The sequence below is a fragment of the Brevibacillus laterosporus DSM 25 genome, from assembly GCF_002706795.1.
In the GTDB taxonomy this organism is placed as follows: Bacteria; Bacillota; Bacilli; order Brevibacillales; family Brevibacillaceae; genus Brevibacillus_B; species Brevibacillus_B laterosporus.
The window spans coordinates 326,810-351,693 of the sequence record NZ_CP017705.1 but is presented as its reverse complement, the minus strand read 5'-3'; the positions used below and the strand labels follow the sequence as shown (position 1 = coordinate 351,693).

At 39.8% G+C, this 24,884-nt stretch carries 22 protein-coding genes; 21 read left to right on the top strand and 1 reads right to left on the bottom strand.

Features of this window, described 5'->3' with window-relative positions; all coding sequences use genetic code 11:
- Nucleotides 1-18 precede the first annotated feature (18 nt).
- From BrL25_RS01615 to BrL25_RS01600, 4 genes are all read left to right on the top strand, one after another.
- Nucleotides 19-1,059 (top strand): aspartate-semialdehyde dehydrogenase, encoded by a 1,041-nt coding sequence (locus tag BrL25_RS01615; RefSeq protein ID WP_018670880.1) that lies wholly within the window; start codon nucleotides 19-21, stop codon nucleotides 1,057-1,059.
- A gap of 12 nt (nucleotides 1,060-1,071) precedes the next feature.
- Complete coding sequence (gene dapG, locus BrL25_RS01610; protein ID WP_018670881.1) at nucleotides 1,072-2,298, top strand: aspartate kinase; 1,227 nt, start codon at nucleotides 1,072-1,074, stop codon at nucleotides 2,296-2,298.
- Nucleotides 2,299-2,360: 62 nt separating this feature from the next.
- The gene (gene dapA / locus BrL25_RS01605; RefSeq protein WP_018670882.1) at nucleotides 2,361-3,224 is read left to right on the top strand and encodes a 4-hydroxy-tetrahydrodipicolinate synthase; all 864 of its coding nucleotides are present in this window, start codon (nucleotides 2,361-2,363) and stop codon (nucleotides 3,222-3,224) included.
- Between the two features lie 413 nt (nucleotides 3,225-3,637).
- Complete coding sequence (locus BrL25_RS01600) at nucleotides 3,638-5,317, top strand: ribonuclease J (protein ID WP_018670883.1); 1,680 nt, start codon at nucleotides 3,638-3,640, stop codon at nucleotides 5,315-5,317.
- Between the two features lie 819 nt (nucleotides 5,318-6,136).
- Here BrL25_RS01600 and BrL25_RS01595 read toward each other — a convergent pair.
- Nucleotides 6,137-6,709 carry a putative glycolipid-binding domain-containing protein gene (locus tag BrL25_RS01595; protein WP_018670885.1) on the bottom strand — a complete coding sequence of 191 codons (573 nt, stop codon included), beginning with the start codon at nucleotides 6,707-6,709 and terminating at the stop codon, nucleotides 6,137-6,139.
- Between the two features lie 441 nt (nucleotides 6,710-7,150).
- Here BrL25_RS01595 and BrL25_RS01590 point away from each other — a divergent pair, with 441 nt between their 5' ends.
- From BrL25_RS01590 to BrL25_RS01520, 17 genes are all read left to right on the top strand, one after another.
- On the top strand, nucleotides 7,151-8,383 hold the full coding sequence (locus BrL25_RS01590) for a macrolide family glycosyltransferase (protein WP_018670886.1): 1,233 nt from the start codon (nucleotides 7,151-7,153) through the stop codon (nucleotides 8,381-8,383).
- A gap of 488 nt (nucleotides 8,384-8,871) precedes the next feature.
- Nucleotides 8,872-9,387 (top strand): copper amine oxidase N-terminal domain-containing protein, encoded by a 516-nt coding sequence (locus BrL25_RS25455; protein WP_018670887.1) that lies wholly within the window; start codon nucleotides 8,872-8,874, stop codon nucleotides 9,385-9,387.
- The gene (locus BrL25_RS25450) at nucleotides 9,366-9,914 is read left to right on the top strand and encodes a DUF3298 and DUF4163 domain-containing protein (RefSeq protein ID WP_328150926.1); all 549 of its coding nucleotides are present in this window, start codon (nucleotides 9,366-9,368) and stop codon (nucleotides 9,912-9,914) included. Before BrL25_RS25455 ends, BrL25_RS25450 begins: the two co-directional genes overlap by 22 nt.
- Nucleotides 9,915-10,029: 115 nt before the next feature.
- The gene (locus BrL25_RS01580; RefSeq protein WP_018670889.1) at nucleotides 10,030-10,383 is read left to right on the top strand and encodes a YxeA family protein; all 354 of its coding nucleotides are present in this window, start codon (nucleotides 10,030-10,032) and stop codon (nucleotides 10,381-10,383) included.
- Nucleotides 10,384-10,576: 193 nt separating this feature from the next.
- The gene (locus BrL25_RS01575; RefSeq protein WP_018670890.1) at nucleotides 10,577-11,413 is read left to right on the top strand and encodes a ClpP family protease; all 837 of its coding nucleotides are present in this window, start codon (nucleotides 10,577-10,579) and stop codon (nucleotides 11,411-11,413) included.
- Nucleotides 11,410-11,637 (top strand): YlzJ-like family protein, encoded by a 228-nt coding sequence (locus BrL25_RS01570; protein WP_018670891.1) that lies wholly within the window; start codon nucleotides 11,410-11,412, stop codon nucleotides 11,635-11,637. The genes BrL25_RS01575 and BrL25_RS01570 overlap by 4 nt, the downstream gene beginning before the upstream one ends.
- A gap of 192 nt (nucleotides 11,638-11,829) precedes the next feature.
- On the top strand, nucleotides 11,830-14,211 hold the full coding sequence (locus BrL25_RS01565) for an FtsK/SpoIIIE family DNA translocase (protein ID WP_018670892.1): 2,382 nt from the start codon (nucleotides 11,830-11,832) through the stop codon (nucleotides 14,209-14,211).
- Nucleotides 14,212-14,508: 297 nt separating this feature from the next.
- Complete coding sequence (locus tag BrL25_RS01560) at nucleotides 14,509-15,555, top strand: BMP family lipoprotein (RefSeq protein ID WP_018670893.1); 1,047 nt, start codon at nucleotides 14,509-14,511, stop codon at nucleotides 15,553-15,555.
- Between the two features lie 122 nt (nucleotides 15,556-15,677).
- Complete coding sequence (locus BrL25_RS01555) at nucleotides 15,678-17,219, top strand: ABC transporter ATP-binding protein (protein ID WP_018670894.1); 1,542 nt, start codon at nucleotides 15,678-15,680, stop codon at nucleotides 17,217-17,219.
- Entirely contained in the window at nucleotides 17,212-18,288 is a 1,077-nt protein-coding gene (locus BrL25_RS01550) for an ABC transporter permease (RefSeq protein WP_018670895.1), read from the top strand. The genes BrL25_RS01555 and BrL25_RS01550 overlap by 8 nt, the downstream gene beginning before the upstream one ends.
- 2 nt (nucleotides 18,289-18,290) lie before the next feature.
- On the top strand, nucleotides 18,291-19,244 hold the full coding sequence (locus BrL25_RS01545) for an ABC transporter permease (protein ID WP_018670896.1): 954 nt from the start codon (nucleotides 18,291-18,293) through the stop codon (nucleotides 19,242-19,244).
- Between the two features lie 200 nt (nucleotides 19,245-19,444).
- Entirely contained in the window at nucleotides 19,445-20,608 is a 1,164-nt protein-coding gene (locus BrL25_RS01540) for a stalk domain-containing protein (RefSeq protein ID WP_018670897.1), read from the top strand.
- 80 nt (nucleotides 20,609-20,688) lie between these two features.
- Nucleotides 20,689-20,844, top strand: coding sequence for a hypothetical protein (locus tag BrL25_RS25040; RefSeq protein ID WP_018670898.1), 156 nt, complete (start codon nucleotides 20,689-20,691; stop codon nucleotides 20,842-20,844).
- Nucleotides 20,845-21,027: 183 nt separating this feature from the next.
- Nucleotides 21,028-22,323: an EF-P 5-aminopentanol modification-associated protein YfmF gene (yfmF, locus tag BrL25_RS01535; protein WP_018670899.1), complete on the top strand. Its 1,296-nt coding sequence runs from the start codon at nucleotides 21,028-21,030 to the stop codon at nucleotides 22,321-22,323.
- 1 nt (nucleotide 22,324) lies between these two features.
- Nucleotides 22,325-23,608 carry an EF-P 5-aminopentanol modification-associated protein YfmH gene (gene yfmH / locus BrL25_RS01530; protein WP_018670900.1) on the top strand — a complete coding sequence of 428 codons (1,284 nt, stop codon included), beginning with the start codon at nucleotides 22,325-22,327 and terminating at the stop codon, nucleotides 23,606-23,608.
- Between the two features lie 25 nt (nucleotides 23,609-23,633).
- Nucleotides 23,634-24,368, top strand: coding sequence for an elongation factor P 5-aminopentanone reductase (ymfI, locus tag BrL25_RS01525; protein ID WP_018670901.1), 735 nt, complete (start codon nucleotides 23,634-23,636; stop codon nucleotides 24,366-24,368).
- Between the two features lie 127 nt (nucleotides 24,369-24,495).
- Nucleotides 24,496-24,753 carry a DUF3243 domain-containing protein gene (locus BrL25_RS01520; protein WP_018670902.1) on the top strand — a complete coding sequence of 86 codons (258 nt, stop codon included), beginning with the start codon at nucleotides 24,496-24,498 and terminating at the stop codon, nucleotides 24,751-24,753.
- Nucleotides 24,754-24,884 lie beyond the last annotated feature (131 nt).

Genomic DNA, 24,884 nt, shown 5'->3' with positions numbered 1-24,884 from the left:
TCTTAGGAGGAGAAAAAGATGGAGAACCAACTGAAGGTAAATGTCGCAGTCGTGGGAGCGACAGGAGCAGTAGGACAGCAAATGATTCAGCTTTTGGAGAAACGAAATTTTCCAATCGGTCAACTGAAGTTATTAGCTTCAAAAAGATCGGCTGGTAAAAAGGTGCTGTTTAAAGGTAAGGAAGTGACAATTGAAGAAGCAACACCTGATAGCTTTATCGGTGTAGATTTTGCGCTTTTCAGTGCAGGAGGGGCGATTAGTAAGGAATTAGCTCCACACGCTGTACGTCACGGAGCAGTTGTCATTGACAATACCAGTGCTTATCGAATGGATCCGGAAGTTCCATTGGTTGTGCCCGAAGTTAACATGGATGCGGCACGCAAACACAAAGGAATCATTGCAAACCCTAATTGTTCTACCATTCAGATGGTTGCAGCATTAAAGCCTCTTTATGACCGTTTTGGAATAGATCGGATTATTGTTTCTACGTATCAAGCTGTATCTGGTGCGGGTGCTCAAGCGATCAATGAGCTGTTGACTCAAACCAGAGACATTCTAGATGGGAAAGAGCCGGAAGCAAATGTACTGCCGGTATCTAAACTTCCTGTTCATCATCAGATTGCTTTTAATGCGATTCCGCAAATTGATGTTTTCACAGACAATGGATTTACGTATGAAGAGATGAAGATGGTAAACGAAACAAAGAAAATATTGGGTGACGATCAAGTTTTAGTTGCAGCTACTTGTGTGCGTATTCCAGTAGTAAAAGGTCACAGTGAGTCCGTTTATATCGAATTTAAAAATGACTATGAACTGGAAGAAGTGAAATCTATACTAGCACATGCACCTGGTATTGTGCTTGTCGATTCCCCTGAAGAACAAAAATATCCATTGGCTACCGATTCTGCGGATAAGCTTGAAGTTTTTGTCGGTCGTGTTCGCCGAGATTTAACGCATCCACGAGGCATCCATATGTGGGTTGTATCAGATAATCTATTAAAGGGTGCTGCTTGGAACACCGTACAAATTGCCGAGGAGCTTATCAAGGCCAACAGCTAGGAGAGAGGTTTCATGAAAATACTTGTCCAAAAGTTCGGGGGTTCATCCTTAACAACGGAGGATCATCGTAATCGGGCAATTGGCCACATTGAAAAAGCACTGGCGGAAGGCTTTTCCTTGATAATAGTAGTGTCAGCAATGGGGCGTAAGGGTGATCCTTACGCCACTGACACGCTATTACAATTGATCCGACAAAATGGGGACAGCCTACGGGCGCGCGAAAACGACCTGTTATTGCATACAGGGGAGATTATTTCCGCCTGCGTCATCTCCAGCATGCTTAATGAGAGAGGCATCGAGTCCACAATTTTAACGGGTGGGCAAGCTAATATCATAACCACTAATGATTTTAGTAACGCACAAATCCTAACAATTGAACCTGATCGTATTCAACAAGAGCTTGAGCAAGGGCGTGTTGTTATTGTTCCGGGGTTTCAGGGCCGTACGGAAGATTGGCAAGTGACCACTTTAGGTCGTGGAGGAAGCGATACGACAGCAACAGCACTTGGCGTTGCCTTAAAAGCTGACATGGTTGATATCTTTACAGATGTAAATGGCATTATGACGGCCGATCCACGAATAGTAGATGAGGCTAAGTCACTTCATACCGTTACGTATACTGAGATTTGTAACATGGCACACTTAGGTGCTAAGGTTATTCACCCACGCGCTGTAGAAATTGCTATGCAAACAAATATCCCAATACGTGTACGCTCCACGTTCTCAGACGATCCAGGAACATTGGTTACTAGTCTACATGAGTTAGGTCGTTTTAATGAATCATTTAGTGACCGACTTGTAGTGGGGATTGCTCATGTTCCTAATATTACACAGATCAAGGTATTCTCTAAAGAAGGACAATATGATACTCAGCTTCAGGTTTTCAAAGCGATGGCACAGCATAACATCAGTGTTGATTTTATTAATGTAAATCCACTAGGTGTCGCTTATACGGTACACGATCACATGGCTGAAAAGGCGGCGACTATCTTAGCTGACATGGGATATGAGCCTCAACTAATGCCTCATTGTGCAAAGGTATCGGTAATTGGTGCTGGCATTGCAGGAGTACCTGGTGTTATGGCTTATATTGTAGAAGCACTCACCAATGAGGAGATACAGATACTACAATCTGCCGACTCGCATACAACCATTTGGGTACTAGTACATGACGAGGATATGGCTAGGGCTGTGCGAGCATTGCATCAGAAGTTTGATTTGTCTAATGCTCGCTTGTAATATAAGAAAAATAGGAATTAGAGAGCCTATAAGGAAAGTGGAAGACAGAGGAGAGATGAAACATGGCTATTTTCGGGCATATTGTGACTGCCATGGTAACACCTTTTAATGACAAGGGTCAGATTGATTGGGATCGCACAGAAAAGCTTATCGACTATCTAATAGACACAGGCTCAGAAGCACTCGTGGTAAGTGGTACAACGGGAGAATCACCAACTCTCTCTAGACAGGAAAAGCTTGATTTATTTGCTTTTAGTGTACAAAAAGCTAAGGGTAGGGTTAAAGTAATTGCTGGTACGGGTTGTAATGACACAGAAGAAAGTATCACCTTTTCCAGAGAAGCAGCAAAAACGGGTATAGATGCAATAATGCTAGTGGCCCCTTATTATAGTCGTACATCACAAGAAGGACTGTACCAACATTTTAAGGCTATTAGTGAGGCGGTAGAGCTACCAATCATGTTGTACAATGTCCCTGGACGCACAGGAGTTAACATGACAGCTGACACCACTTTGCGTTTAGCTGAGCTACCAAACGTAGTGTGTATCAAAGAGGCATCTGGAAATCTTACACAAATGGCACAGATCATTGAGCATGCACCTCAAGGCTTTGAGTTATATAGTGGTGATGATGGTTTAACTATACCTGTACTTTCCATTGGTGGAGTTGGAATAGTGAGCGTAACGAGCCACATAATTGGTCTAGAGATGAAAGAAATGATGGATGCGTTCTTCAAGGGAGATACGTCAAGAGCAGCAGCTCTTCATCGTCAGCTAGTTCCGATATTTGAAGGAGCATTCAAATATCCCAATCCAACACCAATTAAGGCTGCATTAAACAAAAAAGGGATTGAGGTAGGCGGTGTTCGATTACCGCTTGTGAATTTGACGGCCGAAGAAGCTAGCTATATAAATGAATGGCTTTAGAGTGTTGCTGTGAAATCATTCATGCCGGGAATGAAATCCGTTATTTTACTAGCATTTTAATAAATCGTTGGGTATGTCATATCAAAGTGACTACTCAGCGATTTTTTTATGCTTATAGATAGAATGGTTGTCTTTTCCTGTTTACAAATTGTTTTATAAGGTAGCACGGTACATGGATGGAGATGCTTAGCTACGCTATTTGTCCCATATCTTTACAAATATTTGCGAGTGGGAATACTAGGAGAAATGTGCAAACCCCTATCATTGCTGGGCGTAATAATGCTTAGATAAATTTATATATATGCTTTTCTTACTTGTATTCCTGTTTTTAATTCGGATATAATAGAAATAAGCGATTTGGGGCGGTTTAATTTGAGGTGTAATTTGACAACTAAATATAGGAGGTACATTCATTGTCTAAGTTGAATCAAAGTGTTCTTATCTTTGCCCTGGGCGGAGTTGGCGAAATTGGTAAGAACATGTACGTAGTAGAGACCGATGATGACATCGTTGTTATTGACGCGGGTCTCAAATTCCCAGAGGAAGAAATGCTGGGGATCGATATGGTAATCCCCGATATTACCTATTTGGAAGAAAATCGTGATAAAGTACGCGGAATTATTATTACACATGGACATGAAGATCATATTGGAGGACTAAGTTACGTATTGCGTCACCTTAATGTGCCGGTATATGCGACAAAGTTAACGTTAGGTCTGATTGATGTTAAATTGAAGGAAGCGGGTATTCTAAATACAACCACTCGTCACTTGATCAATAGCGATTCAGAAGTAAATCTTGGCAGTACATTAACAGCGACGTTTTTCAGAGTAAATCATAGTATTCCTGATTCAGTCGGTGTATGCTTAGCAACCCCTGAAGGTTATGTCGTCCATACCGGAGATTTTAAGTTTGATCAAACCCCCGTAAACAATCAAAGAGCTGATCTCGGAAAAATGGCGGAAATTGGGGAACGAGGCGTACTCTGTCTGTTATCAGACAGTACGAACGCGGAACGTCCAGGCTTTACTGGATCTGAAAGTTCAGTAGGGAAAGCATTAAAAGAAGTTTTTCATAAAGCGGAGGGGCGAATTATCGTTTCCACGTTTGCATCAAATGTTCATCGTATCCAACAAGTTTTTGATGCTGCTGTTCAATACAATCGTAAAGTAACTTTAGTAGGACGCAGCATGATCAATGTTATTACCATAAGTATGGATTTAGGATATTTACATGTTCCAGAAGGGATTATTGTAGATATCGATGAATGTAATAAACTACCGTTAGAACAAGTAGTTATTCTGTCAACAGGAAGTCAGGGAGAGCCTATGTCAGCGCTTACCCGTATTGCCCGATCCGCCCATCGGAAGATTGACATGATGCCTGGAGACACAGTAATCATAGCAGCAACACCAATTCCAGGGAACGAGAAATACGTTTCCCGAACCATCGATCACCTATGCCGAGCAGGTGCAGAAGTAATTTACGGAGGACATGGGCCAAATGGTACCGTTCACGTATCTGGACACGGGAGCCAGGAAGAGCTACGTTTAATGCTTAACCTGATGAAACCTAAATACTTTATCCCGATTCACGGGGAGTATCGTATGCAGCGTATGCATGCAATACTTGCTGAACAGGTGGGAGTAGCATCTGAGAATATCTTCTTACTTGATAATGGAGATACCGTGGAAATTGCAAAGGGTCAGGCAAGATACGGTCCTAAAGTGCATGCAGGCAACGTTCTTATTGACGGACTGGGCGTAGGCGATGTAGGTAACATCGTTCTACGTGATCGCAAATTATTATCCCAAGATGGAATTCTGGTTGTTGTCGTTACCCTCAGTAAACAACATGGTACTATCGTGTCTGGACCTGATATTATCTCTCGTGGCTTCGTATATGTACGTGAGTCGGAAGAATTGATGGAAGAGGCAAATCGTATCGTAGCCCAAACTCTGCAAAAATGTATGGATGAAAAAGTAAATGAATGGTCGTCACTTAAGAATAATGTAAAAGATACACTTGGTCGTTATTTATACGAACAAACACGCAGAAGACCAATGATTTTACCTATCATCATGGAAGTGTAATTCCAAACATGGCTATAGAGAGTCGGAAGTCCTTGTACAGCAAGGGTTTCTGGCTTTTTGTTTTGAAAAAGGTATTTTAACAGCTTCAACTATAAATAAAAAGAAAGGAGTGGATCATGATACAAGGAAATGGAAGAGTTTAAAACCGGATTTGATGTAGGGAGTAGGTATGATCGTATGAATTCCTATGAGCAGAGAGAAATCATGATTACGAAAACACACGAGCTATTTTCGGATAGTGGAGGGGATATCTTACTAGATAATGTCAACATCCCAACTAATAGGTGCAAATGATAAATGACTGTTATGATTGCTAGTTAACCTGACTCTATATATCATCAAGCCGCTGTAGACAGATCATTCTAAATGATTTATTATATACATAAAATTTATATAATGTAAATATATTACAAAAATAACTTTCGTCAACTAAGCTAGTCAGACCTGAGTAATGCACTTATGTTGCATGCATATGGAAGGAATATTTGGCTTCGATTCAGTAAAAATAGGCTCATTGTATGGCTATCAGGATCTCAAGCTCAGCTTAAAAGATTTTTAATACAACAAACAAGGGGGACTGTGAGGTTTGTCGGTATGAAATGATCCAGTATTAGCTGAAAAAATATTTGTTGCTAGTGAAAGGAAAATAGCTTATTTCCCCTTTTACTCAGTGCAAATTAACGAGTGCCTGCGTGCATTTGAAAACATAAAATCTAAGCCTACTTATGCTAATTCATTAGTAGGCCTAGGTATTGTGCTGAATGCAGCTATTCAAAAGCTATATGATTTGCCGCATCCTTATATAGGACAATCACATTTTTAAGTATGGGCATATTCGCGCAAAAACAATTGCGGATACTCTGTGACGATTCCGTCAGTATCTACCTTGATATTTTCTGTAAAACTGCCACTTTGATAGGTAAAAATCGATTCAGTATGGTTTGTTTTCATCAGAGTATAGGTCTGTTTTACCTGACGATAACATAGATCGGGTACTGATATGTAAACCACAGAGATTTCCTGTGGAGTAGAGAGGGTATGCTCTAAGCGATTGATAGGGAGTGTATTCGTAAATGGGGTACAGGATATGTCGATATCAATACATCCTGCTAAAGCGGAGATGACCTTTCCATGCGCATCCCGCCATTCTCCTCTCCCATTAGAGGTCAGTATCAGGGAATGTTCTTTGCCAATACACTGTATTGTTACTTTGCGGACGATCCAATTCGTGTCAAGAATAATTTGATATTGTACACGAAAAATTGCCCCTTCGTCAGTCTTTCCAATTACTAAACTGTCAACCGTTATCTTGTAATCGTCTTTTACTAATCGCAAATGTTCATAGCCGCTTCCGACGATTGGTCTCCAAAAAATATCTGTTGCTGTTGCCATAATACGTCCTCCTATGACCTGATTCACTACCTTTTCCTAATAAGAATGCAAGTAAAACGAGAAAATCGTAGAGATTGATACTTCAGCTTTAGTTATCTATCTATTTAGAATTGTACCATTAAATAGATGGTGTTTTTAAAAAAACGTAAGCCTAATTTCTTTTTTATCTACGCAAATTCATTTTCTGTGTAATTTCATGAACTGAATTTATTAGAAATTCAAAACTGTAAATAGCTAATACGTAAGAATACGGAACGAAAGGGATGTGAATAAAATGTAGACAAAAAATAAAATTGTTTGTTATAATCCAAACAAATAATAAATTCGTTTGGTTTTGTAGGGTGCCTTATTCACAAGTAGCAGTTCTAACGGATTTCCGTGGGCATCCTGTAAAAAAACTGAATGGGGAGTAGAACAACCTTTATTATGGGAGGGAAGCAAATGGCAAAGGCACTATACATCAGTATGTTGGGAGAAGGTCATGTAAATCCAACGTTAGGGCTAGTAACAGATTTAGTAAAGCGCGGGGAGCAGATTGTCTATTATTCGTCCAATCATTTTCAAGAGAAAATTGAACAAACAGGAGCTATATTTCGGCCTGTGGATCAAAGAGCGCAAGAAATACTTCAAGAAATTAGTAATTTGGTGAATTCACAGCCGGTGGAGTTTTTCCTGCAATTTCTACATGCCATAGAAATGATAACGGATACCATACAAAACGAAATTACGAATGAGACATATGACTATCTCTTATACGATGCACAAACGATGGTAGGTACCTGGATTGCTCACCAATGTAAGTTATTATCCATTGCTACTTGGACTACATTTGCATTTTCAAATGATCCCCATGAAAATATGACACTAACAGGCTCAGATGATGAAAAAAGGAAGCTAGAGAGGCTGACTACGCTTCAAAATTTTCTGCAATCGGAAAAAATACAAGAACGTAATAAGCAATTAGAAAGCAAATATAAAGTTTCATTAGCGGGATTTTTTTTATCGAATCCTGGACCAGTTGATTTAAATATTGTGTTCACTTCTTCTTATTTCCAGAGAAATAGTGAGCAATTTAATGACAACTATATTTTTGTAGGTCCTTCAATACCAGATAGCAGTCACCTTGGTGATTTTCCCATTGATGAGTTAAAAGGAAAACAAGTCATCTTCATCTCTATGGGAACGATCGTAAACCAACAGCTAGAGCTTTATCAAAAATGCTTTACGGCTTTAAAAGACGTAGATGGTAAGGTAGTACTTAGCATTGGAAAGAATACAACAATGGAAGAATTAGGGGATATACCAGATAACTTTATTGTGTGTCATTATGTCCCTCAATTAGACGTATTACGTCACACAAATGTGTTTATTAGCCATTGTGGTATGAATAGCATAAGTGAATCACTTTATTTTGAAGTACCGTTAGTTATGCTGCCCATTGTTAATGATCAACCTATGATAGCACAACGGGTGAAGGAGCTTGGAGCAGGGGTTTTGTTAGATTTTGAAAATCTATCATCAGAGGATATTAAACAAGCTGTTCACGAGGTTTTAGAAAATCCGATTTATCAGGAAAAGGCAAAAAAAATCAGTCAGTCATTTCATAAGTCTGGAGGGCGTCAAAGAGCAGCGGATGAAGTGTTCAAATTTACTCGTACCATAACAAAAAGGTAATTTATTTGTAACCGATGCGGAATAAAGTTTTGGGCAGGATGAATTTAAAATGATCCATATAAGTCTGATAAATTAGTCTTTTAGTTCCATCTCGAATAAGACGTACTGATCAAACTGCTGATTAAATCGCTTCGATCTAGCCAGTTGATTTGGCTGCAATATGACATGCGAGCATTGGAGGCGACAGAAGTGGTTAAGGGTGAATAAATGTAGAAGTCAGGCAGGTAGTCTAATCATTTCTTCTTAAAGAGGCATAAAATATATGGCCTGTGGGAACAGGGATACAGTATGAACGACCTGTCAAGATTTCGTTGATGGGTCGTTGTTTTTAGAATAAGAAGTTAACCTGGAAAAGTAATAATAAAAGCTGTACCGAGGTATGTGAAATGCTAATGAAGGAGTACAAACAAGCATCACATGTGATATACTGTCCTTTTCGCGTCATGGTAAAAAGAAGGAATGGTTCTGTACATAAAGGAGAGACTTGTATGAGAAAAGCAAGAGGGTATATTTTGATGGTAGCAGCAATGCTTCATTGCGTTACGTTCGGTGCAAATTCCGTCTGGGCAGAAACTACTAAGCAGGTTGATGTATTGGTCGACACCAAACTGCTTAGAAGTGCCGGAGAAGTCATCAAGGGAACTACATTTGTAACATTAGATACGTTACGCAACGATTTCCGATTTCATGTATACTACGAGCCCCAAACAAAACGTATTTCAATCCTATCTTCAAAAAAGGAAATAGTAATGAAGGTAGAAGATAATGCCTATCTCGTAAATGGACATAAGCTGTTTATGGAGGAAGCCCCTCGAATCAAAGACTCTTCCATACTGGTACCATTGCGGGTTATTTGTGAAAATATGGGTTTTTCTATTTCACAGGATTCCGTTACGAAAGCTGTAAGCACCCATTTTGTATCCGAAAATGACCTACAATTCGAGAATAAAGAACTGAAAATCAACAGAAATAATACAAACGTATCCTACAATATCCGCAATTAAAATGGCTTTCTTCCAATGTAGAAATTCAACGGAAAATAAACGATCAGCTAGAAAAGGTTGCACTTGAAACCTTTGAAATGGGTTCTCAAGCTTCTACGGAGATCAGAGAGGGTGAAAATCCTTATGATTACTCACTTGATTACGAGATTATCTATAATCAAAACGGATTAATTAGCGTCGTTTTTGATCAGTATACATATACGGGTGGAGCACACGGAATGGTTGATCGGGTTGCTTACACAATCGATATCAAAACAGGTAAAATTCTTTCACTGCAAGACCTTCTCAAAGAAAACCCTGATTATAAAACAGAGATTTCACAACAAATAAAGAAACAATTTCAACAAAAATATGGGTATTTACTAACACCATTTGAAACGATTAATGAGCAACAAGCGTTTTATATCAAAGGAGATTCCGTAATCATTTATTTTGGCTTATATGAATATACTCCTTATGCTGCGGGGATTCCTGAATTTGCTCTCCCGCTTGCTTCCCTTTTAAAAGGATCAATGGTCTCTAGATAGCAGATTTATGCCTTATCTTACAAAAATGTAATATTGATGAAAGGATATTCAATGTTACATTGGGTAAAACTCCCTTATACTGATCGCAATAGAATTCGTATAGAGGAGAATGAAAATGAAGAAGGCAATTATTGGGATTTTAGTTTTTTTGATAGTTTTAGGCGGTTTGTACTATCTTTTTGAAGACAATCGATTCAAAAAAATAGGAGCAGATATTTATTATGTCCAGATCATTGGAGAAGGTAAACAAGTGTCAGATTCGGACTTGTACGAGTATACGTTAACTGGATATGATCAAGATGGTATGGAAAAGACGATTACATTTAAGGGCCTTAAACAATTACGTCAAGAGGCGTATCTTAAAGTATATGTTAAGCCTGACGGAGTAGTTTCCTATACTGAGGTACAGAAATCAGAGGTTCCCGCTAAGGCAAGTGAAAATTTAAATAAAGGTGTAGACAGTAAATAAATTAATAAAACACTCCCTTCATGAATGATGGCTGATCTTCCGAATTTGCCAAACAATATGAATCGGAGTGTTTTTTTTAATATATGAATAACGATGTGAAACAACCTTATAAGCAGGCTAGCATTTCCATCAATGCATGATTTCGGTATGGCTTACCCATACTAAAACCAGCATAAAGGAGGTCGTTAGCCAGATGGATTCTAAAGATTATTTACGTAAGCCGCCATTTACAATGAATAGGATCAATAATGAGGAGAGTCCACAAACACCTCAGGTACAACCAGAACGATCACGGTCACGGTCACAAGAGCAACCAGAGACAACAGCACCTCAGCAGGAGCCTTCAGAGGAGGCTAAAAAACGTCTAATAGACAATATTACTCAACTTGGTCAGACTAACATACCCCAATTGGAAAGCAATATTTACTGCCTGACTATTATCGGGCAAATAGAGGGCCATATTCAATTACCACCTCAAAATAAAACAACGAAATATGAACATATCATTCCTCAATTGGTGGCCGCAGAACAGAACCAAAAGGTTGAGGGAGTTATGGTTATCCTAAATACAGTGGGTGGAGATGTTGAAGCAGGTCTTGCTTTGTCCGAGATGATTTCATCATTATCCAAGCCTGTGGTTACCCTCGTGCTTGGCGGAGGGCATTCTATCGGTGTACCAATATCTGTTGCCGGTAATTACTCCTATATAGCTGAGACGGCGACAATGACTATCCATCCAATTCGGTTAACAGGTCTTGTGATTGGTGTACCGCAAACCTTCGAGTATCTTGATAAAATGCAGGATCGTGTTGTTTCATTTGTTGCTCGTAATTCTGATATTACAGAGGAGAAATTCCGTGATCTTATGTTACGTACAGGCGAATTAACTCGTGATATTGGTACCAATGTAATTGGTTCAGATGCGGTCAAATATGGTTTAATTAATGAAGTAGGCGGACTTGGTAAAGCTTTAAAGAAGCTGAATGAACTTATTGAGGAAAGACGGAATAAAGAAGGTGTGTTTCAATGATAATTTACTCTGCTATGCCAATGGAGCTCATATTTGCTAACCAGGAACAGGTAGAAAAACAGCAGATTCAGGAAATTCAAATGGGAGAGGCGGTTATGTTGGTAGAACCCATTAATTCATATGAGGGAAAAATTGTACGTCTCATTAGCCCAAACCCACATGACTATGTCAATCCAGCCTATACACCTGGGCAAACAATTAAATTCCGTCCTTCATTTGATTAAAAAGGAATTTTGTTAGTAGTTTGTATTTGTAACAATTTCCTGTGGTATACTAATTAAGATAACAAAAACAGCCGGACGCACCAACTCCGGCTGTTTTTGTTCCCATAAAGCAGGGATTTTCGCTGTTAAAAGGGAATGTTACAAGGGGACTGGAAAAGAAAAGTAATCATACGTAAAGGAGGCAAGCGTGCCATGAGCAGAAGAAAGAGAAAAACATCTCCATCGGCATGGGCCTCGATCATTAAGCTGGAACTGATTGGTCTTATTATGATCTGTCTCAGTGTGATCGGTCTTTTGGAGAGTGGTTGGTTAGGTCAAAAAGTCCTTTCCTTTTTATTTCGCATGTTTGCAGGATCATGGGATTTTCTGATACCTGTTGCCCTTATTGTCATTTCTGTATATATGATGTTCGTTCGAAAACTCCCCAGAATGAGTCCTAGAATGTTCGGCTTTTTCATCATTTTCATGGGAATTCTGTTATGGGACCATTTGCTGTTATATGAGCTTTTGTCTGGAAGTGGACGTTTTGATCAAAATATCATTCAACTAACATGGGAGCGTATTATAGAGGACCAGAAGCAGAAAGTATCGACGGTAAGCGTTGGTGGGGGAATGATAGGAGCTGTCTTATTTACAGTAACTAATGCTTTAATTGGCAAAGTTGGGACAGGGCTTGTTGTTGGCCTCTTCTTTTTGATAGGAATCATGTTTATCTTCCAGCTTTCCTATGTAGATCTTTTCAATGTCATTCGAGGCAAGCTGTCTGCTGGCTATATAAAAACAAAACAATCTGTTAAAGAGTCCATGCAGCTATTGCAAGAAGAAAAAGAAAAGAAGAAATCGGAAGAAAAGGTCGGGAATGGCTCGAACTTGGAGCATGCCAGTGCAATAGAGGCACCATCGCCATTGATTGTAGATAATAATACCCCTTGGGAAGAGAAAATCGAGAATGAACAAGCAATTGTTTCACCCGTGATAAGAGATTTTACCGAACGAGTCGAGGATACTCTTCCAGAACAGGATATTGTGAATCCACCTCAAAAAGTAGAAACATCCGCCAAGATCACGGTTAAAACAAAGGCTCATTCACAAGGAGAAGATATGCCCGACGTGACGGTGAATTTTCATACAGAGGATAGTCAGCTTGAAAGCACTTATATAATCCCTGATTTGTCTATGCTTTCAAGACCGAAAAACACGGCTCAACAAAAAGACGTAGATCATGCTTCAAATGCAGCTAAGCTTGTGCAAACGCTCAAAAGCTTTGGTGTAAACGCTATTGTCTCTGAGATCCATCGTGGCCCCGCTGTGACACGTTATGAGGTACAACCTGCAACTGGGGTAAAAGTAAGTCGTATCGTAAGCTTAACCGATGATTTAGCCCTAGCATTAGCAGCAAAAGACATTAGAATTGAGGCTCCTATACCTGGCAAATCTGCCATAGGTATTGAGGTTCCTAATAGTGAAATTTCGTTGGTAACACTACGAGAGGTATTAGAAAGTCCACAATGCAAAGAGTCGGAAGCTAAATTAACTGTAGCTCTAGGACGTGATATCTCAGGAGAGCCGATTTTTGCAGATTTAGCAAAAATGCCCCATTTATTGGTGGCTGGAGCTACGGGAAGCGGTAAATCAGTATGTGTTAATGGGATTATTATGAGTATTTTATTGCGTGCAAAACCGAACGAAGTGAAATTAATGATGATAGATCCGAAAATGGTAGAACTTAATGTTTATAATGGTATACCACATTTACTAGCGCCTGTTGTAACTGATCCCAAACGTGCTTCTGTGGCTTTGAAAAAAGTAGTGGTAGAAATGGAAAGACGTTACAATTTGTTCTCTAAATCTAATTGTCGTAACATAGAAATGTACAACCAGATGGTGAAAACAGCAGAACAAGGGCAACAGACGGCTCCCCTACCTTATATAGTTGTGATAGTAGACGAGTTAGCAGATTTGATGATGGTAGCGCCAGGAGAGGTAGAAGATGCCATTTGTCGACTAGCCCAGATGGCCCGAGCAGCTGGAATTCATCTTTTAATTGCGACTCAACGACCTTCTGTTGACGTCATTACAGGTGTGATAAAAGCGAACATTCCATCGAGAATTGCCTTCGGAGTTTCGTCTATGGCTGATTCACGAACTATTTTAGATATGGGAGGAGCGGAAAAATTACTTGGGCGAGGAGACATGTTGTTCTTACCTATGGGTGCCTCCAAACCAACCCGTGTACAAGGCGCTTTTGTTGGAGATAAGGAAGTAGAAGAGGTTGTATCATTTGTGAAAGAACAACAGGAAGCAAAATACAGTGAAGAGATGATTCCCGAGGAAATAAGCGAGGAACCACAAATGGTTATGGACGACGAAATGTATGAACAAGCCGTTCAGGTTGTTGCAGAAGCTCAGACGGCATCCGCCTCTCTATTGCAAAGAAGGCTACGTGTTGGCTATACGAGAGCTGCTCGATTAATAGATATGATGGAGGCTCAGGGAATTGTTGGTCCGTACGAGGGAAGTAAGCCACGTGAGGTACGAATTCCACGCCCATCCACCGAAACACAAATCTCTTAAAAAAGGTTTTTTATGTTAAACATTAAGAAAACTAACATATTCCGAATGATAGAATAAAAAATTCGCTTGCATATCGCTTCTTACATGGGGTAAAATTTCTACGGGCTGGCGAAAATATTGGATTCATGTCGAAAATGGTGGTTTTTTCCTTAAAAGGAATTGGTAGAGAACAGAATAAACAAGTTATTGTTTTTTATTATTAATTTGCTCTCTCCAAGCTCTTGGATTAACACCCAGATCTGATAGTCTGATATTTTCTTGTCTACATAAAAACTGATAATTGGGGGTATCACAAGCATGAAAAAGATCCTATCTGTTCTTTCCGTGGCAACCCTAAGTCTTTCACTGGTGCTAACTGGTTGCGGTAAAGCTCAACCAACTGAGCCTAGTAAAGAAAGCGCTTCTCCAGGGGCAGAAAAGAAACTTTCTGCAAAAGTTGGTATGGTTACTGACGTTGGTGGTGTTAACGACAACTCCTTTAACCAAAGTGCATGGGAAGCTCTACAGAAGCTAAACAAAGACACAGGCATTGAAACAAACTATGCTCAAAGTAATGGCGATGCTGACTACGTACCAAACTTGAACAACTTTGTTAAGGAAAAATGGGATCTGACATGGGGTATTGGTTTCATGATGGCTGAACCAATCAAAAAAATTGCTGACCAAAACCCAGAATCGAAACTAGCGATCATCGACGCGCAAGTTGATGCTCCAAACGTAGCATCCGTATTGTTCAAAGAGCAAGAGGGAGCTTACCTCGCGGGTGTTGTTGCTGCTGAAATGTCCAAAACCAAAAAGGTGGGCTTCGTAGGCGGTGTTAAAATTCCGGTTATTGAACGTTTTGAAGCTGGTTTCCTTGCTGGTGTAAAAGCCGCTAATCCGGAAGCTCAAGTAATATCTATTTACACAGGTGCTTTTGATAAACCTGACCAAGGTAAATCTACTGCTTCTGGTATGTACGCTCAAGGTGTAGATATCATCTTCCATGCTTCTGGTGCTACTGGAGACGGTGTATTCAACGAGGCTGCTGACCGTAAGAAAAAAGGCGAAAACGTTTGGGTTATCGGTGTAGACAAAGACCAATCTCTTAACTTTGGTAACGAAATCACTTTGACTTCTATGGTGAAAAAAGTAGACGAAGCTGTTTACAAAGTATCCAAAGACATGGCTGAAGGCAAATGGGAAGGTGGAAAAGTTGTTAACCTAGGTATCGCTGAAGACGGCGTAGGTTTAGCTTCTACTTCTTCTATCAATGTACCAGCTGAAGTTCTGAAAAAAGTTGATGAATTTAAAGCAAAAATCGTTAGTGGCGAAATTAAAGTTCCAGAAAAAGCTGAAAAGTAATTGATCTAGTTATTTTATTTGTTAAAGAAAATAAGCAACAAGGCTAGTTTCATGACTAGCCTTGTTGTTGCCTTGTGCAGAGTTACTTGTGAATTATTACCCAGAAAAACGGGGTGAGTGAAATGAAAGATGTAAAAACTGTTGTAGAAATGCGTGGAATTACGAAGCGCTTTCCAGGAATTATTGCAAATGATAATATTCAACTTAAAGTAAAAAAGGGCGAGATTCACGCGCTCTTAGGTGAAAATGGTGCGGGTAAATCGACTCTAATGAATATTCTATTTGGGTTGTATCAACCTGATGAGGGTGAGATTTTACTTAATGAAACACCGGTGAAAATCACCAGTCCAAACGTTGCTAACGAAATGGGTATTGGAATGGTTCACCAACACTTTATGCTTGTCGAACCGTTTACCGTTACGGAAAATATTATTCTAGGAAAAGAACCAAAAAATGGTTTGAAGATAGATATCAATTCAGCGGCTAAAAAGGTACAAGCACTTTCTGAACAGTATGGGCTCAAGGTTGACCCTTATGCAAAAATTGAAGACATCTCAGTAGGGATGCAACAACGTGTTGAGATTCTAAAAACCTTGTACCGTGGAGCAAATATCCTCATTTTTGACGAACCAACGGCTGTTCTTACACCGCAAGAAATTTCCGAGTTAATTGAGATTATGCGTAATTTGGTTAAAGAAGGCAAAACGATTATCCTGATTACCCATAAGCTAAAAGAGATTATGGCGATTTGTGATAGTGTCACCATTATTCGCCGTGGTAAGACTATCGATTCTCTAGCTATTAAAGATACGAATCCAGATGAATTGGCATCTAAAATGGTGGGGCGTGATGTAACGTTTACCGTAGATAAAAAGCCTGCTGATCCTAAAGAGTCGATTCTATCTGTGAAAAATGTAACAGCAATTGGCAATCGAGGAGTTAATGCCTTAAATAAAATCAGCTTTGATGTGAAGGCTGGAGAAATTCTTGGAATTGCTGGTGTTGACGGTAACGGTCAGTCTGAATTGATTGAAGTGTTAACAGGGCTACGCAAATGTCAAGAAGGCTCAGTTACTTTAAATGGTAAGGATCTAACAAATAAAACTCCGCGTTTTATTTCCGAATCAGGACTTTCTAATATACCGGAAGATCGACATAAGCATGGTTTAGTTCTTGATTTTAGCATGGCTGAAAACATTGTTCTTGAGACGTATTTCCACCCTGAGTTTAATAAAAATGGATTCTTGAACTATGAGGCAATCAACAAGCATGCCGAAAAGCTAATTGAAGAATTCGATGTACGTACACCAGGGATACATACCCTAGCACGCGCTCTGTCAGGTGGTAACCAACAGAAAGCGATTATTGCTCGTGAAGTGGACAAGAATCCTGATCTGTTGATTGCAGCTCAGCCGACACGTGGGCTGGATGTAGGTGCGATTGAATTTATTCATAAGCGCCTAATTGAACAACGCGATAATGGAAAAGCGGTTTTACTTATTTCGTTTGAGCTGGATGAAATTCGCAACGTTTCCGATCGCATCGCAGTTATTTATGAAGGTGAAATCGTTGGTATTGTTGATCCGAAAACAACGAATGAACAAGAGCTCGGGTTGATGATGTCAGGTGGAAAACGCATGCAAGGAGGCGAACAGGATGAATAATGTATTTAAGATTTTTACAAAGGATTCTTTCATCGTTCCTGTTGTTGCGATTCTGCTTGGACTCATCGTCGGGGCAATTGCGATGCTGGCAGGTGGATTTGATCCACTGTTAGCGTATGGTTCTTTGGTAAAGAAAGTATTTGGTGACGCTTATAATTTTGGTGAAACGATCCGTCAGATCACTCCTTTGATTTTTAGTGGTTTGGCTGTTGCCTTTGCTTTCCGTACAGGACTATTTAACATCGGAGTAGAGGGTCAATTTATGATGGGAATGATTACAGCTGTTTACCTTGGTGTAAAGCTGGACTTACCTGTCTATATTCATGCTCCACTAACCATTATTGTTAGTACAATTGTCGGTGGACTGTGGGCGGCTTTTGCAGGTTGGCTAAAAGCTGCACGTGGTGTCCATGAGGTTATTACGACAATCATGATGAACTGGATTGCTTTGTATTTGGTAAACTTTATTCTGGTTACCACGTTGGTTCCAGAAGGTCAACAGCGTTCCCCAGAAATTAAGGAATCAGCGTCCATTGCAATTGGCTGGCTGTCTCAAATGTTTGAAAGTGCACGTATGCACTGGGGTACGTTACTTGCTCTTGTTTTAGCTGTTCTTTTCTTTGCTGTCCTCTGGAAAACAAAAACGGGCTTTGAACTTCGTGCGACAGGCTTTAACCCGCATGCAGCTCAATATGCTGGTATGAATGTAAATAACAACGTTGTAAAAGCTATGTTTATTTCAGGTTGTATGGCAGGTATGGGTGGAGCGGCTGAAATTCTTGGAGTGTTCCATTATCAAGCTATTATGGCCGCTCAACCTGGGTATGGTTTTGATGGAATCGCGGTAGCTTTAATTGGTGGTAATACTCCAATTGGGGTAGTATTAGGAGCTATTTTATTTGGAATATTGTCCTTTGGAGCAAATGGAATGAAGATGGGAGCGGGCGTACCAGTAGAGTTAATTCGTGTGGTAATTGCTTCGGTAATCTTCTTCGTTGCAGCTCATGGAATTGTTAGATTTATATTAAAACCTGTTTTATCTAAGAAGAATAAGAAGGAGGTGCTGTAAAGATGCAATGGCTAACCATTGGTGGCGATCTATTACATGACACGATCGTATTTTCCACAGCCCTCATTTTCGCGGCACTAGGCGGTGTTATTTCTGAACGTTCCGGGGTAGTTAACATTGCACTGGAGGGTCTCATGGTGATGGGAGCTTTCGTTGGAGCAGTTGTTACTTACTTTATGGAGCCTGCGCCGTACGCACCTTGGATTGGTTTAATCGCAGCAGGTGTTGCTGGTATTATTTTCTCCCTACCGCATGCAGCAGCATCGATTACTTTTAAATCAAATCAGGTAGTAAGTGGTGTTGCTCTTAACTTCTTGGCAACAGGTTTGGCTGTATATCTTACCAAAATCATTTTTGATGGTGCTGGACAAACAAAAACGTTGAGTGTTGTATTTTCCAAATGGGACATCCCATTTTTAAGTGATATTCCTTTCCTTGGTCGTGCTTTGTTCCAAGCATATCCAACAAGTTATTTGGCATTCATCACAGTTGCAATCGTTTGGTTCATGCTGTTTAAAACTCAGTTTGGGTTGAGACTTCGCTCTGTTGGGGAACATCCACGTGCCGCTGATACAGCTGGTATTAATGTATTTCGTGTTCGTTACATTGCCGTTATGCTGAGTGGAGCTTTAGCAGCGTTGGGTGGAGCAACCGTTGCTTTAACAACAACCTCAAACTTCTCTCACAACACGATTTCTGGTCAAGGTTTTATTGCACTTGCTGCGATGATTTTTGGTAAGTGGCATCCAGTAGGTGCAATGGGAGCAGCTCTTTTCTTCGGATTAGCTCAAGCTGTTAAGACGCTTGTACAAGTATTCGGGCTTACGAAGTACATTCCAGTTGAATTTATCTATATGCTACCATACGTATTGACAATTTTGGTGCTTGCTGGTCTCGTTGGTAAATCACGTGCTCCAAAAGCAAGTGGTGAACCATATGAAACAGGTTCTCGTTAGTAAACGTTATTTATATATTTCTAATCATAATATACACGCGTGTAATATGTGATGATAGCGAGAAGATAGATGGCCACCTTTCCATTTGGAAGGGTGGTTTTTCTTGTTAGTCTACTTTTTACCAGTAATTATGCATAGATACCTTTTTATTACCTATGGGATAATGGGACAAGTTTGACCTGGACAAGGAGGCTATTTACATGATGAGATTACGAAGGAGTATGAGCCGTTGGATAGTAAGCAGTATGGTGGGAACTGCCTTGTTATCAATTTCTTGGATTAACCCTATGCAAGTACAGGCTGCTTCTGTGCCACGCATTTTCCTAATGGTAGATGGAAAAGGTATAAAAACGGATGTAGAACCACAAATTGTGAATAATCGTATGTTGGTACCGATTCGAGCTGTGTCAGAAGCTACTCAGGCGGAGGTTACCTATCAGGCATCTACCAAGCAAGTACTTATTAGTACGGAAACAGAAGAATTTACTTATAGGGTGAACCAAAAAACAGCTTGGGGCAACGGGAAAAAGTATAATCTCGATGTTTCTCCAATAGTAAAAGAAGGTCGCATTTTAGTTCCCCTACGTTCGATAAGTGAGTTATTAGGTTATCAGGTAGATTATAATGAACAATCGAAGGTAGCTGTGGTTGCTACTAAAACAACCTCAGCAACTTATACAGTACAAACAGGGGACTCGCTGTGGTCCATTAGTCAAAAATTCGGTGTTCCCATTTTGTCGATAAAGAAAGAGTCTGGTTTAACAAAGGATGAGATATGGCAGGGAATGAAGCTAACCATTCCAGTGGTTACTATGTATAAACAGACATGGAGCCCATTAGATACAAAAACGAAACAGCAATACATAGAGAACATTGACCAAGCTTTAAATCCTAAACAAAGTGTTTTCCCATTAAAAAAGGGTACTTGGTATGAACAGGTTTACGATACATATGGGGATGGACGGACATGGGGAGCAGACGCTCAAGGTAGAAATCATGAAGGTATTGATATTATGGCTTTTCATGGAGTACCTGTCTTTTCGTCGACGAATGGAGTCATTAATCGCTTAGGATGGAATAACATGGGGGGGTGGAGAGTAAATATTACACATTCCTCTGGTAAGTATCGAGTGTACTATGCCCATTTAAGTGCTTTTGCTCCAGGATTAAAAGTGGGGAGTTCGGTTAAAACGGGCCAATTAATTGGTTTCGTAGGCGATACTGGCTATGGATCTAGTGGAACTTCAGGTATGTTTGCGCCTCATTTGCATTTTGGACTGTACAGCAATCAGACAGGCGAAGCTGTTAATCCTTATCCTTTCCTTAAATATCTTGAAACGATAGAAATGGAATCGATTAAGTAAAAAGCTGTTGGTTATACTCATATCCCAAGCATGTAATGGGCACACTAATCTGCGATAAGGAGCATAAGGAGTGTATAAAAATGTGGGAATGTCCATACTGTGGTTTTGCAAATGGTCATGTGTTTTTGGACAGTCAATTACATGGCATTCTATGCTTAAATCCGGACTGTGGTCGCTTTGACTCTAGCGATACTAGTGTAGAAATGCTTGGGGATTGGGATACAAGTGATTTTTAATGAATGTTATTGTCAGAAAGAAGACTGTTGAGTTCAGCTCATCAGTCTTTTTTTATTAGGATTAGTTACGATGTATAAGTTTACAGTTGAATGGCATACATTTGATGTAATCATTTTGCTGAAAGCTACCTATTTTGGGTAAAATAGAAGATAGGTACGTAAATAAGGAGGGAGACGAATTATATGGCTGAAAAAGCACAGGAAATTGCTTTTACGAAATCTCAGGTAAATGGCATGAATCTACATATTTTACAGACCGAAAAGTTTAAATCAATTACGATGATCGTAAATATTGAACAGGAATTAACTGAGGAATATGCGTCGAAAACCGCTTTGCTTGCCATGGTGTTAAAGCGTGCTACAGCTCGTTTTCCTGAACCCCAAAAGCTTCGTCAGCATCTTGATTATTTGTATGGAGCTATTTTTGACGTAGATGTAGCAAAAAAAGGGGAACGCCAAATTCTACAGCTTTATATGGAGGTTCCTAATGAAAAGTATTTAAGTGGAAACCAGTCTCTGGTTGAAGACGCTATAGAGTTTGTTGGTGATATTCTTACTCGTCCTTATTTGGTTAATGACCAGTTTGATAGTACGTATGTGGAAGCAGAGAAAAAATCTTTAACGAAAAAAATTGAAAGCATCGTAAATGATAAAATGAGGTACGCAAATCAACGGATTACGGAAGAAATGTTTAAAGGGGAACCATATGCTACTTCTGCAATTGGTACTATAGCCCATGTAACGAAGATAGATGCCGCTTCGCTTACCGATTATTATCGTCAATTCGTAGAGAATAACCCTCTTGAAATCTTTGTAGTGGGTGATGTGAAGGAGGATGAGATTACCTCTTTATGTAAGAAGCATCTTCAGCTACCTTCCCAACGTAAGAGTAATCTAGACATTCAACAGGTTTCCAAGAAAGTCACGGAACAAAAAGCAATTGTAGATCGTATGGATGTAAATCAGGCTAAATTAAACATAGGATGTCGTTCAAATATTGTTTACAAAGACGACGATTATCCTGCTTTGCTGGTGTATAACGGAATTCTGGGTGGTTTCCCACACTCCAAACTCTTTTTAAATGTACGTGAAAAGGCTAGCTTGGCCTACTATGCAGTGTCTCGTTTGGAAAGCCATAAGGGCGTAGTTATGATGATGTCAGGTATCGATGTAAATAATTATGAAAAAGCTGTCACTATTATAAAAGAACAGATGGCGATGATGGAAAATGGCGAGATCAGTCAGGAAGAGATGGATATGACGAAAGCTACGTTGTATAACCAATTTAAAGAATTGCTTGATAGCGGTAGAATGATGGTGGACTTTGCTTATAACGGGGTCATAAGTGGCAGAGCACGTGATTTACAAACCCTGCTGTCCGAGATTGAAAAAGTGAAGGTACAAGATGTCGTTAACGTAGCTCAAAAGATTGAACTGGATACAATTTATCTATTACGCGATAAGAAGGGTGGGGAATAGAGTGAAAACAGTAACATTTGATCAGTTAAATGAAACACTCTATCATGAAAAACTGCCAAATGGCTTGTCCGTCTATTTGTTACCAAAAGAAGGCTTTAGTAAGACATATGCAGTTTTTACAACCCGTTATGGTTCAAATGATAGTCATTTCCGATTAAATAATCAGGAAACCATCAATGTACCTGATGGCATCGCCCATTTTTTAGAGCATAAGCTATTTGAAAAAGAAGACCGCGATGTTTTTCAGGATTTTTCACGTAACGGTGCTTCTTATAATGCATTTACCAGCTTTAACCGAACAGCGTACCTCTTTTCTTCTACGGATAAAGTAGAGGAGAATGTGAAGATATTGCTTGATTTCGTACAGGAACCATATTTTTCTGAAGCAAGTGTTGAAAAAGAAAAAGGAATTATTGGTCAAGAAATTCAGATGTATGATGACAATCCGGATTGGAAAGTATACGTTAATTTGTTGAAAGCCATGTATCAAAAATATCCGGTACGAATTGAGATTGCTGGAACCATCGAAACCATTACTCCGATCACGAAAGACATGCTATACCAATGCTACGAGACATTTTACCATCCAAGTAATATGGTGTTATTTGTGGTGGGGGGATTTGATAAAGACCAGATAGGTGAATTGATTCGCAGTAATCAACAAACTAAAAAGTTTCCACCAGCCCCTATCATTGAACGCTTTTTTCCAGAGGAACCGGCTGAGGTTGGTGAAAAGCTTGTGGAAGCCCATCTTTCCGTGGCAATTCCGAAGATATACATCGGGTTTAAAGAAGCGAAAAACCAATTATTTGGTGAAGAGCTGTTAAAACGAGAACTAACCACAAAATTGATGCTAGATTTACTTTTTGGAAACAGCTCTAGCTTTTACCAAAAATATTATGATGAAGGACTAATTACTGAAGCCTTTGATTTTGATTACAGCAACGAGACTGATTACGGCTATACCATTCTAGGTGGAGATACTCCTGATCCTGAAAAGCTAGTTAGCGTTATTACACAGGAAATTAAGGAGGCGAAATCGCGAGGAATTGATGAGGAATCGTTCCAACGGCAAAAACGAAGAAGAATCGGGCTGTTCCTACGCTCGCTCAATTCCATTGAATTTATTGCCAATCAGTTTACTAGTTACAAATTTAATGGGATTGATTTGTTTGAGATCGTACCTACTTTAGAAAAAATTACATTAGAGGATGTACAGAAACGTATGCATGATCATCTGCAAGAAAGTCAGATGGCTGTTTCGATCGTGCGTTCACAGTCTTAGGCAACGTGGGGAAGAGGAGAAATACATGGAAGACAAGCAAGTATGGGCGTTGGTTACGGGAGCTTCCGGTGAAATTGGGCAAGCTATTGCCAGAAAGCTAGCAGACGAATCAATCCCACTATATCTTCATTACAACACACAGATAGACAAAATAAATTTGCTGTTATCGTATTGTGAAAGCAAAAATGTGCCAGCGATTGCTTTGCAGGCTGATTTATCTCAACCAGATGCAGTCACCACTATGTTTACTCAAATGCCAGTGAAGCCACTCTATATCATTAATAATGCTTCGATTGATCACGTGGGCTTACTAAGCGAGGTTAGCCCAGAGTTATTTGATGAATTGGTTCGAGTTAACATGGGCTCTTGCTTTTTTGTATCACAGCACGGATTACCTGCGATGCTACAGGCTAGATTTGGGCGAATTGTTACCATCTCCTCCATTTGGGGAGAGACAGGTGCAGCGTGTGAGGTCCTGTATTCTATGACAAAAGGTGCCATTCTTAGTTTTACGAAAGCTTTGGCCAAAGAAGTAGCCCTTAACCATATTACAGTCAATGCAGTATCACCAGGTGCTGTTTCAGGTGGGATGATGGATCGATTTACCTTAGAGGATAGGGAAGCTGTATGTGAAGAAATTCCGATGGGACGACTTGGACGACCAGAGGAAGTAGCTGTCGCAGTTTCGTTCTTATTACAAAAAGAAGCCGAATATATTACTGGCCAAACCATCTCTGTTAATGGTGGATGGCATACCTAAGAAATGAAAATATGAACGTTGGAGTTCAGTACTTTCCTTGCTACTTGCATAAAAATCAGGACTGAAACACATTCTAATTCTGAGCGGACATGAGAAATCGTCCGAAGAGTGCTAAGGAGGGATTTGGATGTCAGTACTTGATAACTTTAGTGATTGGAAAGGGTTTTTATCTGAACGCGTCCAACAAGCTACACAAGCTGGTATGAACTCCGATACCATCCACAATGTAGCATATCAAATCGGTGGATACCTTGCTGAACAGGTAGATCCGAAAAACGAACAAGAGCGTTTACTTAAACAACTATGGGATGCTGGAGATGACGAGCAGCGTCGTGCGATCGCTAGTGTTATGGTTAAAATTGTAAGCGATGGTAAAGCAGAATAGATATTTATTTCTCTTGACAGAAAAGTAGCTCTTACGTTAAAAACGTAAGGGCTGTTTTTTTATAAGAGGGAAATGTAAGGTCACAGACAGATTGTAAGAAGCACATTTTCTTATAATGGCATAAAAAGTAG

Excerpts from the sequence above, each read along its gene's own strand:
- dapG (WP_018670881.1), top strand. The coding sequence starts at position 1,072 with ATGAAAATACTTGTCCAAAAGTTCGGGGGTTCATCCTTAACAACGGAG.
- ymfI (WP_018670901.1), top strand. The coding sequence starts at position 23,634 with ATGGAAGACAAGCAAGTATGGGCGTTGGTTACGGGAGCTTCCGGTGAA.
- BrL25_RS01545 (WP_018670896.1), top strand. The coding sequence starts at position 18,291 with ATGCAATGGCTAACCATTGGTGGCGATCTATTACATGACACGATCGTA.
- BrL25_RS01555 (WP_018670894.1), top strand. The coding sequence starts at position 15,678 with ATGAAAGATGTAAAAACTGTTGTAGAAATGCGTGGAATTACGAAGCGC.
- BrL25_RS01615 (WP_018670880.1), top strand. The coding sequence starts at position 19 with ATGGAGAACCAACTGAAGGTAAATGTCGCAGTCGTGGGAGCGACAGGA.
- BrL25_RS01540 (WP_018670897.1), top strand. The coding sequence starts at position 19,445 with ATGATGAGATTACGAAGGAGTATGAGCCGTTGGATAGTAAGCAGTATG.
- BrL25_RS01590 (WP_018670886.1), top strand. The coding sequence starts at position 7,151 with ATGGCAAAGGCACTATACATCAGTATGTTGGGAGAAGGTCATGTAAAT.
- BrL25_RS01595 (WP_018670885.1), bottom strand. The coding sequence starts at position 6,709 with ATGGCAACAGCAACAGATATTTTTTGGAGACCAATCGTCGGAAGCGGC.
- BrL25_RS01520 (WP_018670902.1), top strand. The coding sequence starts at position 24,496 with ATGTCAGTACTTGATAACTTTAGTGATTGGAAAGGGTTTTTATCTGAA.
- BrL25_RS01565 (WP_018670892.1), top strand. The coding sequence starts at position 11,830 with ATGAGCAGAAGAAAGAGAAAAACATCTCCATCGGCATGGGCCTCGATC.
- BrL25_RS25455 (WP_018670887.1), top strand. The coding sequence starts at position 8,872 with ATGAGAAAAGCAAGAGGGTATATTTTGATGGTAGCAGCAATGCTTCAT.
- BrL25_RS01580 (WP_018670889.1), top strand. The coding sequence starts at position 10,030 with ATGAAGAAGGCAATTATTGGGATTTTAGTTTTTTTGATAGTTTTAGGC.
- dapA (WP_018670882.1), top strand. The coding sequence starts at position 2,361 with ATGGCTATTTTCGGGCATATTGTGACTGCCATGGTAACACCTTTTAAT.
- BrL25_RS01575 (WP_018670890.1), top strand. The coding sequence starts at position 10,577 with ATGGATTCTAAAGATTATTTACGTAAGCCGCCATTTACAATGAATAGG.
- BrL25_RS25040 (WP_018670898.1), top strand. The coding sequence starts at position 20,689 with ATGTGGGAATGTCCATACTGTGGTTTTGCAAATGGTCATGTGTTTTTG.
- yfmF (WP_018670899.1), top strand. The coding sequence starts at position 21,028 with ATGGCTGAAAAAGCACAGGAAATTGCTTTTACGAAATCTCAGGTAAAT.
- BrL25_RS01570 (WP_018670891.1), top strand. The coding sequence starts at position 11,410 with ATGATAATTTACTCTGCTATGCCAATGGAGCTCATATTTGCTAACCAG.
- BrL25_RS01560 (WP_018670893.1), top strand. The coding sequence starts at position 14,509 with ATGAAAAAGATCCTATCTGTTCTTTCCGTGGCAACCCTAAGTCTTTCA.
- BrL25_RS01550 (WP_018670895.1), top strand. The coding sequence starts at position 17,212 with ATGAATAATGTATTTAAGATTTTTACAAAGGATTCTTTCATCGTTCCT.